This window comes from Aeromonas sp. sif2416 (genome assembly GCF_019218665.1).
GTDB lineage: Bacteria > Pseudomonadota > Gammaproteobacteria > Enterobacterales > Aeromonadaceae > Aeromonas > Aeromonas encheleia.
This window is the reverse complement of record NZ_JAHUXC010000009.1, coordinates 145036-161624: the sequence shown is the minus strand read 5'-3', so window position 1 is coordinate 161624 and position 16589 is coordinate 145036. Positions and strand designations below refer to the sequence as shown.

The 16589-nt window shown below is 58.7% G+C and carries 9 protein-coding genes; all 9 read left to right on the top strand.

Features of this window, described 5'->3' with window-relative positions; all coding sequences use genetic code 11:
* Positions 1-315: 315 nt before the first annotated feature.
* The 9 genes from KW821_RS16480 (at position 316) to KW821_RS16440 (ending at position 15912) form a co-directional block, all read left to right on the top strand.
* Positions 316-621: a hypothetical protein gene (locus KW821_RS16480; RefSeq protein ID WP_218292206.1), complete on the top strand. Its 306-nt coding sequence runs from the start codon at positions 316-318 to the stop codon at positions 619-621.
* Positions 622-668: 47 nt separating this feature from the next.
* Positions 669-2330: a hypothetical protein gene (locus KW821_RS16475; RefSeq protein WP_218292205.1), complete on the top strand. Its 1662-nt coding sequence runs from the start codon at positions 669-671 to the stop codon at positions 2328-2330.
* On the top strand, positions 2330-6193 hold the full coding sequence (locus tag KW821_RS16470) for a DUF1983 domain-containing protein (protein ID WP_218292204.1): 3864 nt from the start codon (positions 2330-2332) through the stop codon (positions 6191-6193). The genes KW821_RS16475 and KW821_RS16470 overlap by 1 nt, the downstream gene beginning before the upstream one ends.
* Positions 6193-6552, top strand: coding sequence for a hypothetical protein (locus tag KW821_RS16465; RefSeq protein WP_033129915.1), 360 nt, complete (start codon positions 6193-6195; stop codon positions 6550-6552). The genes KW821_RS16470 and KW821_RS16465 overlap by 1 nt, the downstream gene beginning before the upstream one ends.
* A gap of 9 nt (positions 6553-6561) precedes the next feature.
* Positions 6562-7194, top strand: coding sequence for a hypothetical protein (locus KW821_RS16460; protein WP_218292203.1), 633 nt, complete (start codon positions 6562-6564; stop codon positions 7192-7194).
* 10 nt (positions 7195-7204) lie between these two features.
* Positions 7205-7585, top strand: a complete 381-nt coding sequence (locus KW821_RS16455) for a hypothetical protein (protein ID WP_218292202.1) — start codon at positions 7205-7207, stop codon at positions 7583-7585.
* 92 nt (positions 7586-7677) lie between these two features.
* Positions 7678-7824 carry a hypothetical protein gene (locus tag KW821_RS21740; RefSeq protein WP_256353525.1) on the top strand — a complete coding sequence of 49 codons (147 nt, stop codon included), beginning with the start codon at positions 7678-7680 and terminating at the stop codon, positions 7822-7824.
* A 13-nt stretch (positions 7825-7837) separates the two neighbouring features.
* A complete protein-coding gene (locus tag KW821_RS16445) occupies positions 7838-9238 on the top strand; it encodes a hypothetical protein (RefSeq protein WP_218292200.1) in 1401 nt (466 codons plus the stop codon).
* A 131-nt stretch (positions 9239-9369) separates the two neighbouring features.
* Complete coding sequence (locus KW821_RS16440) at positions 9370-15912, top strand: LPD38 domain-containing protein (protein ID WP_218292199.1); 6543 nt, start codon at positions 9370-9372, stop codon at positions 15910-15912.
* Positions 15913-16589 lie beyond the last annotated feature (677 nt).

Here is a 16589-nt window from a genome sequence, read left to right as displayed (position 1 = left end):
CTCGGTGGGTGGGGGCATGTGCCTTGCATTAGGATTCGTAATTTCCGTCAGTGGAATCGTTCATCCTCAGATGCTCAACTCAGGGCCATCAAGTGACCCGCCAATACTGCACGGGGCTTGGCCCCGTTCCCCCTGGTACTAACAGCTGCTGCAAGCAGCACGACAACGACTATGGCGCCAAGGGCGCGGTTTCCCGGGCCGATGCTGACTGGCATCTGCACCAGTGCCTGATTGCCCAGGGGATGCCAGTGCTTGCCTGGCTGTGTCGGACAGCCTGCCGTGCCGGCGGCTGGTATTTTTGGAAGGACAAGACACATGACAATGATCGATCTGTACCTCAAGGCAGGCAGCAAGTCAGCCATGACGCTGGCCCTCAAGACGGCAGGCTTTATCCAGGACGCCGACAGTGGCGCGCTCTATCATCCTGCTGCCGCGCTCGATGCGTTCGGCACCATTTATGCGCCGACCGGTGAGACCACCATAGTGGAGGGCGAGCAGGTGCCGGTGACGGCCCCCGTCCCAGGCTACCATGCCAACGTGCGTACGACATCGGAGGCACTGGCCAGTGCCCTCGATGCCCTGCGGCTCTACCCCGAGACGCCCGTGCGAGTGTGGGCATGAGTCCAGCGCTTGCCTCCTGGCGCGCCCGGCGTTAGGATTTACCCATCATGGCCCTGCTCTCCCGAGTGGGGCTTTTTCGTTTCTGCCTCTCCGAGATCCCCATGCCCGTACTCGATATCGTCACCATGCGAGGGACTATGCCGCGCGTGGAGCCACACATTTTGTCTGATGAAGTCGCGGTGATTGCCTGTGACTGCCATTTTGACCATGGCGTTATCTCCCCACTGGAGGACGACGCCAGCGCAGGCGTGGAGTTGCCTATCGTGCCCACCACGCTCTTTCACTATGGTCAGCACTGGTTCGCCTGGAACAAAGTGGTGGAGGCCATGCGCTCGCCAATTGCCCAGGACCCATACGGCCGGGTTTACTACACAGACGGTGAATACCCCAAGGTGACTCATGCCCAGATCGCCACTGGCGGAGGCAACAAGCCGACGGCGTGGTACCGGCTTGGTATTCCCGCCCCAGGCGTTCCTGTTGGAGTAGGTGCAATTACGCCGCCATCCGGTGGTGTCGATGACGATCTCATTGATGACGAAACCCGCTTCTATGTGGACACCTTCGTGACTGCGATGGGAGAAGAGGGGCCACCTGGGCCAGCCAGCGGAAAAGTTACCATCACGATCCCTGGATCGTCGGTTGCCTTGGTGCTGACTCAGCCTACATCCCAAAACAGCAATATCACCAAGCGCCGGATTTACCGGTCTGTGTCCGGTGGTGGAATCGCCGATTACCTGCTGGTGGCCGAAATCCCCATTGCTCAAGCATCGTTTGTCGATAACCGGGCGGATGGGGAGCTGGGCGCCGTGCTGGAGACCTACGGCTACACCATGCCGCCCGATGGCTTGCGTGGGCTTTGCCAAATGGCCAACGGCATGTGTGCCGGGTTTGCTGGCAATTCCCTCTATCTGTGCGAGCCGTATCTGCCCTATGCCTGGCCGGAGAAGTACCGGCTGACCACAGAGCACGACATCGTTGCGATCGCCGCTATCGACACCACTTTGGTGATTGGGACCAAGGGATACCCTTATCTGGCGCAGGGGGTGAGTCCTGCCTCGGTGACCACCCAGAAGCTGAGCCAGCTGCCACAGGCCTGCATCAGCGGGCGCTCTATGGTCGCCATGGATGGGGTGGTGCTCTATGCCTCTCCTGATGGGCTGGTAGGCGTTGGCGCCAACGGCGGGCAAGTGGTTACCGAGCAGGTGATCACCCGGAAACAGTGGCGCGCCATGAAACCGGAAACCATGCGGGCATGGCACCACGAAGGCAAGTATGTGGCCCTAACTGATACCCACGCATTCATCTTTGACCCCAAAAGTGGCGATATCCGTGAGCTGACGAACAGGTGGGATGCCGCGGTATCCGATATGGAGAGCGATTCCCTCTTCGTGGCCAAGGGCCGCAGTTTGCAGATTTGGCGCGGCGGCAGTGCCAGCAACGGCCAGTTCGTGTGGCGATCCAAACTCTTCATGACGCCCGAGGGAACATCGTTCAGCTGCTGCAGGGTGTTGGCTCAAGACATTGGCTTGGTCGGGATCAGGCTGTTTGTTGACGGGGAGCTGGTGATGGAGTTGTCCCCTGGCAACCTGGTACCCGGGGCATTCAGGTTGCCCCCTGTGCGCGGCCGGCTCTGGCAGATAGAGGTTTTCGGTACCTCGGTGGTGAGTCGCATCACCCTCGCGAGCAGCATGGCGGAGATGGTGAACTGATGGCCAAGAAACCCGCATACCGCGCTGGCCGGGACCAAGCCGCAACCTCTGAAAACGTAGAGCTGCTGACAGGGCAGCGTGGTGACCGGCTCGACAAGGCTGTTACCTTCCGGGAGTTGACCGCCTTGGGGCTGTCCACTCTGCGCCCAGGGCCAGGCGGCATTTACGTCCCCGGTAAGAACCCTGACCTTTTCCCTCCTGGTCAGATGGAGTTTCCTCATGCCCCGGTCAATGTTATCGCCAATGGCGCATTTCACACTGTCCTGGTGGAGTGGGATTCGCCACTGTACCGGGGGCATGCCCATGCCGAGATTTGGCGGGCGGAGAAAGACAACCAGCCTGATGCCGTGCTGGTAGGCACCACATCAGCAAACCTGTTCTCTGATGCGATTGGGAAGGGGGCGAAGTTCTACTACTGGGTGCGTTTCGTCAACGGCAAGGATGACCATGGCCCATTTCAGGGCGTGAGTGGCGTTGTGGCCGAAACCAGCCGGGATGTGCAGGACATACTGGACGAGCTTCAGGGAAAGATTGAAAAGAGTCATCTCGTGCAGGAGCTGATCAAGCCCATTGAGGCTGTCCCACAGCTACAGCTTGATATCACTCTCCTGAAACCCAAAGTTGATGAAATTGAGGTGATCCGCCCCAAAGTTGATGCCATCGAGAACAAGATCCCCAGTATCGAGCAGGAGCTGGCTGGACTGGATGAGCGGCAGAAGGTTGCTCAGGACTTGCTGGATGATGCACAGCAGCAACTAGGAAACTCGAGCATCGAAATTGGTCTGGTGCAAGATCGCCTCAATGCCAAGCTGGATAAGTACAAAGGCGATTTTGACTCGTTCCGTGACGCGGTGTTTGTTGTCGATCCCGAAAATGGCAGCATCACGATGGATGCAGTCAATGCCGTGCGAGATGAGCTGCACACCTCCATCACCGAAGTTCATCAAGGACTGGATGCCGTAGCCGGCCAGATCACCAGCAAGGCTGACAATGTCACAGTGGATGGCCAGGGCAAGCGCATCACTGAGGCAGAGCAGCGCATCAATGGCCTTGATGCTAGCCTGAGCCAGACCGTTACCAAGGGCGAGTTCACCGAAGAGCAGAAGAAGGTCACCGAGATCGGGCAGGAACTCAACGCCACCAAAGGGGAGTTGAGCCAGAAGGCCACACAGCAAGAGGTGGATGCCCAGGGTGAACGGCTGGCTAACGCCCAAAGCAAGCTGACAGTGCATACCGATGAGCTGAGTTCACAGGCGCAGCGTCTTGATGGATTGACTGCTCAGGTTAAGCAGGGGGATGAAACGCTGCAGGCGAGCATCACCGATCTCGCCCGGGTTACTGCGGAGAGTGATCGGGTTACCGCTCAGCGAGTCAGTGGCCTCGAGGTGAGGGCGGGTGATTCAGAGGCCAAGATCCAGGCGCTCGAGGAGATCATTGAGGATGACGGCGGCATCACTGCCGGTCGCTTTGATTCCATTACAGCAGAGCTTGATCTGCAGCGCGGGCAGGATGATGACAATGCATCTGCCACTATAGAGGGCGCCCTGTCGGGGGATGAACGGGATCGGGAGAGCAGGAAAGCATTTGGCTCCATCCGCACAGAGCAGAAGGTGATCCTGACTGAGCAGCAGGCTCAGGCCCAGCGCATCACGGACATGAATGTGAAGTTTGAAGCGAAGGATGCCACCACCCAAGCTAGGATCTCTACCGTCGAGAAAGTGACCTCAGATGCAGACTCCGCGCTTTCTCAGCGCATCGACAACATTACTGCCGACTACAAGGATGGCGATGCCAAGGCGAACGCCAGTATCAAGGCGCTGGAGCAATCTAGTGCGTCAGCAGATGAGGCATTGTCTTTACGGCAGGATCAGCTGGCCGCCGAGCTATCGACTACCACAGCAGAACTGGCCGCCAGCATCTCTCAGGAGGAGTCGGCCAGGGTCACCGCTGATGAGGCGATATCGAAAAGGGTAACTGAGGTGGTTGCCCAGTTCAGCGGCGAGCTTGAGGAGTCTAATGCGAGGATCGCGGCCGAGGAGCTGGCCAGGACCACCAAGGACGAAGCGCTTGCCCAGCAGATACATACTGTCGATACCGAGTTCAAGGCCGCTGATACTGCGCTGTCTGCATCACTCTCCGAGTCGAGCAAGGCCCTGGCTGATGCCGACAAAGCGCTTGGTGAGCGGATCAGCACCATTGATGTGAAGGTTGGAGAGAACTCGGCCAGCATTACCGAACTGCAGCGTGTGGTGGTCAGCAATGAAGAGTCGCTCAGCCAGCGCCAGGACAAGATGGAATCCGAAGTCGATGTCGGGGCTATCAGTCAGGTTGAGGGCGCACTTGCTGGCGATGAGCGCGATCGGGAAAATAGGAAGGCTCGCGGTGTCATCCTTCAGCAACAGAGCACGCTGGCCAACCAGCAGGAAGCACAGGCCAGAACGGTCGAGCAGCTGACGGCCGAGTTCGGCGCTGCCAATGCAGACATCAAGGCGCAGATCACCAATGAACAGTTGGTTCGGTCCACTGCAGACGAAGCCTTGTCTCAGCGGATCAGTGTTGTTGATGCTGAGTTCAAAGCGGCTGACAAGGTCACCAATTCCGCCATATCTGATGAGGTTAGAGCAAGAAGCGATGCAGACTCTGCGCTATCAGAGCGGGTAACCCGACAGGAAGCGGCCTACAAGGATGCCGATAGTGCTATTTCCGGGCGGATAGATCGAGAGGCACAAGCCAGATCTGATGCAGATGGAGCACTATCGCGGGTGATTGAACAGGTTACCTCTGATTTCAAATCGGCAGATATGCAGCTGACCGGCCAAATAACCAGCGAGTCGGAGGCTCGGGCAACCGCTGATGGGGCTCTCGGCAAGCGCATTGATACGGTCACCGCTAAGGCTGGCGATCTAGATGCAGCCGTGCAGCAGCAGAGCAAGGCTATTTCCACCCTTGAAGGCGGGGCCCAGGCAATGTGGACTGCCAAGGCGCAAGCCGGTGATATTAAGGCTGGCATTGGCATCGTTGCTAAGAATGACGGCACCAGCCAAATCGCTATGTCGGCCAGCCAGGTGTTTGTGTTCAACCCCAATAGCGCAACCCCGATGGCGCCGCTCTTTGCGATCGACAATGGGCAGGTGGTCATCGCTGAAGCCATTATCCGCAAGGCCACCATTCAGATCCTGAAATCAGAGAAGATCACCGCCGATTATGTGAAGGCAGGCGTGAGCTTGTCTGCACCATTTATTAGTGGTGCGGTGATCGACATGGGTAATGGCTACATGTCAGGGGGGGCGGCCGGCTTTGGTAAAGGGGGGCCATACGGCGGCTGGTCGTGGACATGGCACACCATCATCTATGCAGACGGTTCGATTTATACCGATCGCCTCTATGCCGCGAATGGGACATTTACCGGTACCGTCAATGCGAATAGTGGTGTGCTGAACAATGTAACGATCAACGAAAACTGCATTATCAGGGGAACACTGGATGCAGATCGCATAGTTGGGGATGTCACCACGCTGATAAAACCGTCGGGGAATTTCAGCATTGCGGCCTACAAGCGCGCCCGCAACATTGTATGCATCAAGCCAATTGCCGGTAATGCGGTTGTCTCTGGCTCCGGGACCATCGGGATCATCTTGATCTGCAAGATGAACGGGGTGGAGCAGGGCCGATCTATGTACCAAGGGAGCTACCCTGCTGGCATAAACCGGATACCAATGCGGGTATCACTGCAGGAGGCGTTTGTTATCCCGGGGAATATCAATGCAAGCATCACCTTCGAGATTGTCCCATACGGTAGCGTGAGCAACATTTCCGAGCAGTACGTAGAGAGTGGCAGTGTTTGGCTGATGGGCCTGTTCTGATGCTGAGTCCACTCCTACGCATATCAAGGGACACCAGCAACCCCGACCTACCCGTCGAACTGCAAGACGCCATCCGTAACGGGGTGGCGTTTTTGTTTGTGCGCGGCGCAGATGGTTTTGTTCTGAAACCGGTTGTGGAGCAGGGCATTACCGGGGTTCTAGTGTGGATCGGATGGGGTGATGGTGGAGCACCGGAGCGGCACTTGCCTGAGGTGAAGCGGCTGGCTCGCCTGATAGGCGCTCGCTGGCTGCGCTTCCACTCGGCGCGCAAAGGGTGGCTCAAAGTGGCGCCCAAGATGGGGTGGGATCGTCAGCCTGACGATGCTGATGGCCTGTATGTATTTCAGATCAACCTGTGAGGTGGGGTGATGGGTAAGGGTGGTTCAAACGAGATCAAGGAAACCGAGGCCCAGAAGGCTGCGGCAGATGTGGCCACAGAGCAGTGGGACATCTACAAGAATGACCTGCAGCAATATGAGGACATCTTCATGGACAAAGTGGATGACCTCAATGATGAAGAGCAATACGACAAACTTGCCGGGACTGCGGCGCTGGGTACTGCGCAGGCCTTTGGTGAGGCTCGCATTGGTTTGTCGGACAGCCTTGCTGCGGGCGGAGTGGATCCAACCAGCGGAAAGTACCAGGAGGCAATGAGTGCACTGGAAACCGATCAAGCCCTGAGCCAGACCGACACGACCAACCGGGCCCAGTCGAGCCAGCAAGACAAGTTCGTGGCCGGGCTCAAAGATGTGGTGAGCATTGGCGCGGGCCAAAAGGCTGAATCCCTTGCTGGTATGGGGGATGTGGCTAACACCAGCCTGCGCAAGGCCACCAATGATGCCCAGACCTCCTTTCAAAACAAGCAGGCGACCGCCGGCCTGGTCGGTACTTTGGCTGGCGGTGCTACTGCGTATGGCCTTGGGCAGATGAATGCCCCAGTTGCAGCTGGTAACAAGAAGATCGGTCCCACGGCATCTGTGCTGCAGAACAAAGGTTATTAAGGGGTAAGTCATGGGATATGCCGCAGACAAATTTGCCACGATCACCAGGGATAGATACCAGGACTGGAAAAACAGGTTCTACCCAAAGCAACAGGAACTGATGGAACTGGCGACAAATGGCCAGTTGCTACGGGATCAGCTTGGCCGGGTAGACCAGAACAACCAGAACTCTCTGGCCGCTGCCAAGCAAGCCACCGATAACCGGATGGCTCGTATGGGGGTATCCACGAACCAAAGTGCCGACGACAACGGCCAGGGGTTGCGCATGGCCCTGATGACCGCCGGTACTGAAAATGGCCTGCGCGAGCAGGAACAGGCACGCCAGATGGGGATCTTGACCGGCGCCGATGCCGGGCTGCGTGAGGCAATCAAAACCGGTGGGGGTATGTAATGGGGTACGGGATATTGGACATTGGCGCCCAAACGCGCCAACAGGGAATGTCTGGACTGCGTGATGCGGCTAACCGAGAGGAAGAGGTAGAGATGGCCAACAAAAACCTCAAGTCAGCTCGTAAGCAGCAGACGATGAGTGCAGTAGGCACGGGGGCGGCAGTAGGCACGTTGGTTATGCCGGGAATCGGCACTGCCATTGGTGCAGGTGTTGGTTTTCTGGCAGACAGCCTGTTTTAAGGGGGAGTAGGGGATGGGTGTTTCAGGATTGGCAGAGGGCTTTCTGGCTGGGTTCAACACAATGGACCGGTATCAGCGAGGGCAGAAAGAAGACGAACGCAGGGGCCAGGAGATGGGGTTGCGGGATGCCATGTGGCAGAACGAGCAGGACCGCCAGAAGGTTGCGGATCAGCGGTATAAAGAAAGTGTTGATTACGCCAAAGAGCGGGATGGCCTTGGGGATGCCCGTTACGAGAAAGAGTTCGCGCTTAATGAGCGGCAAGCAAAGTCGGCTGAAGCTCGGGCAAATGCGGCTGAACGCCGGGCTTCTGCCGGCGAGGCCCGCCAACAGCAGGAGTATCAGTGGCAGACTGAGCAGCGGGACAAGCAGCTATTCCAACAGGAAAACATGCCAATCATCCAATCTGGTTGGCAAGCGGTTTCAGAAGGAAAGGATCCCGGGCAGCAGTTCTGGTCTGTCGTGCGGGACCAACGGGCCGGCTCATTCAATCCGGAGCGGTACCTCGAGCCGGAATATGCAGAGGCCGGCAAGACCTTTGTCACCTATGCTGGCAACCTGGTGCGCCAGGCTCAGGATGGCAAGCTGGATCCTTCAACCCCTGAAGGGCATACACTCATCAATGATCCGAAGTTCATCAAAGCTGCGGGTACTATCTATCGGGACGAAGTATCCAAAGGGGTTGGGGATATCGACCCGGAGAGCGGGAAGACAATCACTGGCAAGCAACTGAGCAACATCATGGTGAGCCCCGATGGGCGCGGTGTTGTGCTGGGGGTTACGGTTACTTATGACGACGGCAGCACCGATGTTCGCCCCGTTACCGGTAATCGCACCTCATCTCCTGACGATCACCCCAAGGTGATCCCCATCAACGACTTCTTGAAACCGGCCTACCAGCGCGCGGCGCTGGCCAAACACATGATCGGCAATGCTGACCAGTTGCGGACTTCTCTTGGTTTGACGGCTGGACCGGACCAGGCTGGCTACAAGAAGGCGGTTACCGATCTTGAGAATCAACACGGCCAAAACAGGGCGCGGATCTCGTCCAGTAATGCAGAGGACAAGGATATGCAGCTGGAAGCACTGGACGCCCAACTGGAGCAGAGCAAGGCGGCGCTGGCTGACACCTATGGCATGACCAGCCAGCGTGATGAACCGGTTGCCAGCGCACCCATTAAGGAGTGGGCTGGCGGTGATCCTGACCGACTGCAGTTCATCAAAGAGGCGAACCAGCATGGCAAGCTGGGCAGCCTACTGGATAACCCGACCAGGATGAACACCGCCTTTGAGCTGTGGCGCCAGCAGGCAACCAAGCAGAAGGCGGCAGAGCAGGCCACCGTCACTGCGAACCGACTACGTGACACAGAGACCAATGCCTATCAGGCAATGAGTCTGGCGCAGGCCCGCCAGTAGTTGCCATAACTCACTCCCAGCGTTAGCATCTCCCCATAGTCGGTCAGTCTGCATGCTGGCCGCCCCATCCTACAAAGCCCTGATCGGTTCGCCGTTCGGGGCTTTTCTTTTGCCCGAAAGCCGAGGACACCATGGACAAGCCTGGACTGCGTGACGCCCTGCCACAGCCGCAACAATCCGACACCCGTAACGATCAATTTTGGGGCGACCTTGATAGCAGCCTGTCTGCCACCTCTGCCGCCCAGCCCCTCTCCACCGCCGCCCCAGCTCGCAATCTTGATGTGGGGCTTGGCGACCTTGCCCGCGGCGTCGGTGCTGGCGCGCTGGATCTGGTAGGCGGGATCGGTGAGTTGGCCGGTCAAGCCAGCGAATTTGGCAAAGAGAATGCCGGCAAGCAGGGAGGTGACTACCTGGAGCAGTCGCGTGCCAACTTGGCCAGCAAACTCAGTCCCGTGCTGGACTTCGTTGCCGGGGCGGGTGACTTGGCAAAGTCTGGCGCCGAATCACTTGCCGAAGGCATGAGCCCAGATGCCAAAGAGGCCATGAGCCGCCGACTGGTTGATGAAACGCCGGAGGGGCGCCTGACCCTGGGGGATGGCTCGGGGGATATCGATGTCTGGGCTATGAAAATGGCGCAAGGGATTGGATCCCTGCTGCCGACCCTGGCGGCAGGTGGAGTCACTGGTTTGGCTGCTAAAGCCTCAATTGGCCGCGCTGTCACCGCTTCCATGGTCAAACGTGGAGCGACTCAGGAAGTTGCCGAGGCGGTAGCAGCCAAGGCCGTCTCCAAGCTTGCCACCGGCGCAGCCGTCACCACTGGTGCGACCGGGTCGGTTGGCAGTGCGGGGGTGAACGCCAAAGAGTCCGTGCTCACGATGGGCTATGACGAGTTGGCAGCGAGCGACACCTTCCGCCAATCCTTCACCCGCATCGACCAGGATCAGCAAACGGCACACCTCTCCGACGAGGAGAAGCTGGCAATGGCCCGGGAGGAGACGGCCAACGTTGCCAGTCGCGCGACCATGAGCGATGCCAAGACCTGGGGCGCGGCTGCCATGGGGTCCATGATGGGTGACGCCATGCTGTTCAAGATGCTGGCAGGTAAGGCTGCGGCTGGCGGCATGCTGAAAGGGGCTGCCAAAGGGGCGCTTGGCGAGGGGATCGGTGAGACCCTTGAAGAGGGTACTCAGCAATACGCAGTGAACGAGGCGCTGAACGAGGTAGCCGCTGCCGACATCGACCCGATGAAAGGCGTGGTGTCGAGTGCGCTCGAGGGTGGCATGATCGGGATGGGTACCGGCGGAGCGGTGGGGGCGGTTGGTGGATTGCGAAGCGGTAAGCATGCCGATGGCCAGGAGCAGGGCACCAAAGATCCGCTCGCTGACCCCGCATCGGTGATGATGGATGATGCGGCTTCTACTCCAGCTGCGGAGCCCATGCCTGCAGCTGATCTTACTCCGACCACTGAGCATGATCAGATGGTACAGCCTAATCTGGCCGCTGCCGTGGATGGTCTGACGGATCCACTGCAGGCAAGTAGCGAGCAAAACCCACTCGGCCCCAGCCCAAGCCAGTTCGACGAAATGAGGGATGTGCCAGCATACCTACGACAGGACGATACTGCTGACCGGTTCAAGGGGCTGGCCCAGGATAGCGAGGTGCAGCGTGCCCTGGCTGGTGAGTTTGGCCCCTCAGTGCAGGAGCTGGTGACTATCCAGGTCCAGGGGGGTGAGCAGGGTAAGAGCCTCTATGAGCGTGTGCAGGGTGGTGAGCTGGGGACTGACCCCTTTGCTGGCAACAAGAGCGCCCTGCAGGTGGCGGTGGAGGGGCAGCGCCCTACCTTGCCGCTCAAAGATGTGATCTTTGCCGGTGACGCCAATGCCAAGCACAAAGGGGACGGGGTGGCCGCGCCGGGTGACCACGATGATCGCCAGGCCGGACCCGGTCCTCAGTTTCGAGGCAGCGAGCGCACCCGGTGGCAGAGCGGGCAGGAGGGGGATCTGCTCCCGCCCGAAGCGGTTGCGGAGCAAGAAAATATCGCGCTGCCTGGGGCGACCATTGACGGGGATGGGCGCGAGGTTGGCACCGAGCTCCCGCACCGCGATGTGATCTATGGCAGCGATCAGCGACAGCCCGATGCTACGCAGATGAAGGGAGATGTGCCGGTCGGCGCTGAGACTGACAGCATCTTTGGCCCGCTCCAGACCTTGCGCATTACCCGCAAAGGCAAGCCCTTTGCCAGCGAGAAAGAGGCTGCCATGGCCAGCCGCAAGGGCAAGGAGACCCCGGTCCCCCTCAATGGCGGCGGCTTTGGTGTGGCCGAGATCGCCGAGGTGAAGCAGGTGAGGGCCGAACAGCCCACCCCCAGCCAGCCCCAACAACTCGCACCGGCCGTCGATACCGGCTACCGCGATCTTATTCCTTCCAGCGAACAATCCGAGGTGCTCCATGACCAGCCTGCCCCGACACCTGCAATCAGCCGTGAACGACAAGGTGATCAGCCTGGCGCAGGCGAACCAGCTGCAGCGGGCACTGGAACAGCCCCTGCCGGACTCACCGAGCGAACTGGAACCGGAGATCCGACAGATCGCCCTCCTGCTCTACCTGCACCAGATGGACAGCAGCAGAATGACCCAACACTGACAACCCCGGCCACTGATGCCGGGGTTGCTGTTTCTGGGCCCGCAACCTCGACGCCCTGGACAGAGATGGTCGATAACCCTGACAGTACCCTGACCTTGAGGGGGGAGGTGCCCGCCATCAAGCAGTGGGCCAAGGATCACGGGGTGAAGGCTATCCCACGTCGGGATGGCATGTTGGTGGCCAAGCCGTCTGTGGCCAAAGTGCGGGAGCTCGCCATGGCTGTCGCCAGCGAGCCGGTGCAGCAGCTCGAAGCTGCTCGTGCCGACGTAGCGCCGGAGCCCACCGAGGCGCAGAAGGAGGCGGGGAACTACAAGAAGGGCCACCTCAAGCTGCAGGGACTGGAAATCGCGCTTGAGAACCCCAGGGGATCCATCCGTTCCGGTACCGATCGGGATGGCAAGGCGTGGCAGTCAACCATGGTCCATGACTACGGCTACATCAAACGCACCCTAGGGGCGGACGGTGATCACGTTGATGTGTTCATTGGTGATCAGCCCGATAGCGAGATGGTCTATGTGGTGGATCAGGTGGACCCCAGCACCGGCAAGTTTGACGAGCACAAAGTGATGATGGGCTTTGCCGATGAGCAGGCTGCCCGTGCCGGCTATCTGGCGAACTACGAACAGGGTTGGGAAGGGTTGGGCTCCATCAAGGCTATGCCGGTGGAGGAATTCAAACGCTGGGTGAAGAGGGGAGACACTACATCGCCTATTGCCAACCAGCCCACGATTAAATCGGCAAAAACGGTCAGCTTCTCCAAGCAGGCCATGGCCCAAGGGGATAAGCCATCACAGCATCTATCCAAAAAGGAGTCTGAACTGATCACCAAGGATTGGTTCAAACGGTATCAGGGTGCGAATGGTATCGATGTGCAGATCCACACCACCCAAGGCGAGCTTGAGCTGGCTCTGGGGCTCAATGCCAAAGAGGGTCTGATCCGGCGCGCAGCATTCGATGACGATAGCGGCACTCTGCATGTGGCCGCAGATACGATTTCAGACCCCAAGCGGATGCGCGAGATCCTCCGGCATGAAGTGCTGGCCCACTATGGCTTGGCCAACGTGCTTGGCGATGGGGAATACACCAAGTTGATGAGCCGCCTGATCCAGTCCAAGAAAGATCCAAGCATGAAGGCGGTGTGGGACTGGGTAGACACTCACTATGCCGACGAGGACATCGGTACCAAGGCCGAGGAGGTTGTTGCCCATCTTGCAGAGTTGGAGCAGAGCGCCTGGCGCCGTGGCTGGGATAGCGTGGCTGCTTGGGTAACCCGGGCACTGCGTGCCGTAGGTTTTGTGCCGGAGGGCATTACCGCTGCTGAGACTCGAAGCCTTATAGAGGGGCTGGGCAAGAAGATGAAGCGTAAAGGCCCTGATGACGATGGCCCCGATGGCGGCAAGAAGTTCAGTCAGGAGGAGGCACAGCCACCAACCAAGAAGGGCGGCATCAAGATGAGCCAGACGGCCACCGCCGCAGACAAGGCTATGGGAAAGCTCAATCTCGGCGCAAAGCCTGACATCATCGACAAGACCAAGGCCAATCTGGACAAGCTGCGCGCGGTTGACCGTGGCGTGGTGGAGTCCTGGGTTGATCGCTTCATCAAGAAAGCCAACACCGAGGTGCTCGATGCGCTGGCCCCGATCAAATACGCCGAGGATGCCGCAGGCATAACTGACGCGGCAGACTCCGGCTATGTGGCTGCACGCATGGCGACCGGGGCGGCCTCCACTATGCAGGCCACCATGCTTTATGGCCTGCCGGAGTGGAAGGACGGAGTGATCCAGCGTAAGGCCGGCACTGGCGAAAAAGATGCCCTGCTCGGCATCTTCTCGGATCTGGGGAGTGACCTTCACAACTGGCTTGGCTGGATGGCTGGTCACCGGGCGGAGATCCTACTGGCTCAGGGACGCGAGAACCTGCTCGATGCCAATGACATTGCTGCGCTCAAAGCCCAGGGCAAAGGCAAAGAGGCCAAGTTCATGGAGGCCAAGGCCCGCTGGAACCGCCTCAATGCCGCCACCCTTGATCTGGCGCAGGAGGCAGGACTGTTTACCCAGGAGGCGCGGGCTGAGTTTGAAAGCGAGTGGTACATTCCCTTCTTCCGTGAATCTGACGATGGCGATGTTATTGCCCCCTTCAAGCCGAGGGGCATTGCCAACCAGAACGCGGGCATCAAGAAGCTCAAGGGCGGGGAGGCCAACACCAACGATCTGCTCGAGAACATCTTCACCAGCACCAGCAAGCTGATCGACGCCTCCATGAAGAACATGGCGGCCCAGAAGACGGTTTGGAACCTGGCTGACACCGGCATCATCGAGGTAGTTGCCAAACCCAACATGATGGATTGGCGTGCTCTCAAGAATGGGAAAGACCTGATCACCGTGAAGTTGGAGGGGGAGGACTACATGATCCGGGTTGAGGATCCGGACCTCTATCGCGCCATGACCTTCTTCGATCGCCAGCAGTTCGGCGCCATGGTCAACGTGGCCGCCAAAGCCAAGCGCCTGCTGACGGCTGGGGTCACAGCGTCACCCGAGTTCATGCTGCGCAACTTCTTGCGCGACTCCCTCTCCAGCTGGGCAATCAGCAAGGATGGCTTCAAGCCGGTGATTGGCTCTATTCGTGGGGTGAAGAAGACCCTGGCGATGGATGGTAGCACCATCGATGTGATGTTCAGCGGGGCCAGCTTCCTGGGTGGCTACGTCAACGGCAATGACCCTGGGGCTATGGCCGATACCGTGCGCAAGTCGCTGCGGCGCAAGGGGATGACTCCGGAGCAGATTGCTCGTTATGAGAAGTCCATCATCCGCAATGCGGCGCATGCCAAGGGCGTGGTGGCTGACGTGTGGGAGAAGTACAGCAGACTTGGTGAGGCAGTGGAGAATGGCAACCGTGAGGCTGTATATGATGCGGCCATCAAGGCAGGCAAGAGCCACGCCCAGGCGGCATTCGAGTCGAAGGATTTGATGGACTTCTCCATGCTGGGGGCGGCCCGCGCCATTCAGGGGGCGGCCATGATCCTACCGTTCTTCAATGCCCGCCTACAGGGGCTTGGCAAGCTGACGCGGGAACTGCGTGATAATCCGCGCGAAATCGCCAAGCGGGCTGGCATGATCACTGCCATGTCACTCGGACTGCTGGCCGCCAATTGGGACGATGAGCGATATGAGGAGCTGCCGGACTGGGATAAAGACGCCAACTGGCACTTCTTTGTCGGCGATCAGCACTTCCGGATCCCCAAGCCGTTCGAGATTGGGGTGATGTTCGGCACCATCCCGGAGCGCATGGTGCGTGCCCTGGGTGACAAGGACACTGGCGCCCAGTTCGGCAAGGCGGTGGCCAGGGCGATAGGCGACACCTTCGCGCTCAACCCGATCCCCCAGATCGCAAAGCCGGTGGTGGAGACAACGGTAAACTATGACTTCTTCAAGGGTGGCCCTATCGACAGCCCACAGGATCTGGCCGTGCGTGCCGAGGCGCGCTACAACGAACAGACCAGCCTGCTGATGCGGGATCTTGGCGAGATGTCTGGCTTATCACCAAAGCAACTGGAGCACCTTGTGATCGGCTATACCGGCACCATGGGCAGCTATGTAATGGCAGCAGCTGATGGCCTGATCCGTGCGGCCAGACCGGGAGAGTCAGCAGCCTGGCGCGCCGACGAGATCCCACTGGTGAAAGCGGTGTACCGCGGCACCGGGCCGGCCAAGTCTACCCAGCACATGGAAGAGTTTTACCGGATGCTGAGCGAGGTAAACCAGCTCAAGCGTACAGTGGACCAGTACCGCAGCGAGGGGCTGACAGATAAGGCCAGTGAGTTGCTGACGGAACAGGGTGGGATCCTCAAATCACGCCGTAGCCTGAGCCGCACACAGCAGCAAGTTAGGGTGGTGCGCAACAAGATAGAGCTAATCCAGCGTGACAAGATCATGGGGGCTGAGGAGAAGCGCCGGCGCATCGATGAGCTGCTGGCTCGTCGTAATGACCTCGTGTACCAGGCAGTCAGTACCAACCGGCGGAACTGGGAATAGCGGCCCTGCCATGGTCATATTGATGGAAGTAGACTGAGGCCTTTATCTATGGGGCTCAACCATGTGGCTGTTGCTTGCGATCGGATGCATGGTGCTGGCGCTTAAAGCGTTCAGCATCAGTTTCACGTTGGCACTGATACCGTTCGCGATAGGGATCTGGTGTTTCAGTAAATCCAATCGGGAGAGCCTAGAGACTTTCATGGCCTTCGCTTTCATCATTGTCCTGATTGGTTTTGCTGTGAATGTACTCATTAGTATCTGGTGAAATTTGGCTCACAGTTTTGAGAAGGACATGATTCATGAAGGGGGCTTAGGCCCCTTTTTTAATACCCAAAGCGGTCCAAAAATGATAAATTCCCTCACGTCACTGTATATTCATACAGTGATTCACAGCCGAGAGGCTGAGAGAGAACGGGAGACACGGGATGGAATCATCACTAACCGAATTAGAAGACCTTATCGATACCTTGGATCTGACACCTCAGGAGGAAGATAGACTCGCGCGCATTCTTGAGAAACTTCGCGATGAAGCCACTGCGTCATGACGCAGAAGGATTCGGATTAGCCCGCCACTGTGCGGGCTTTTCTATGCGTACAGATGGGATAACCAATGGAAAATTCTGGGGTATTTTTGGGGCAATTTTGGGGCAAATCGAGAGGGAAACTGCGGGGAAATG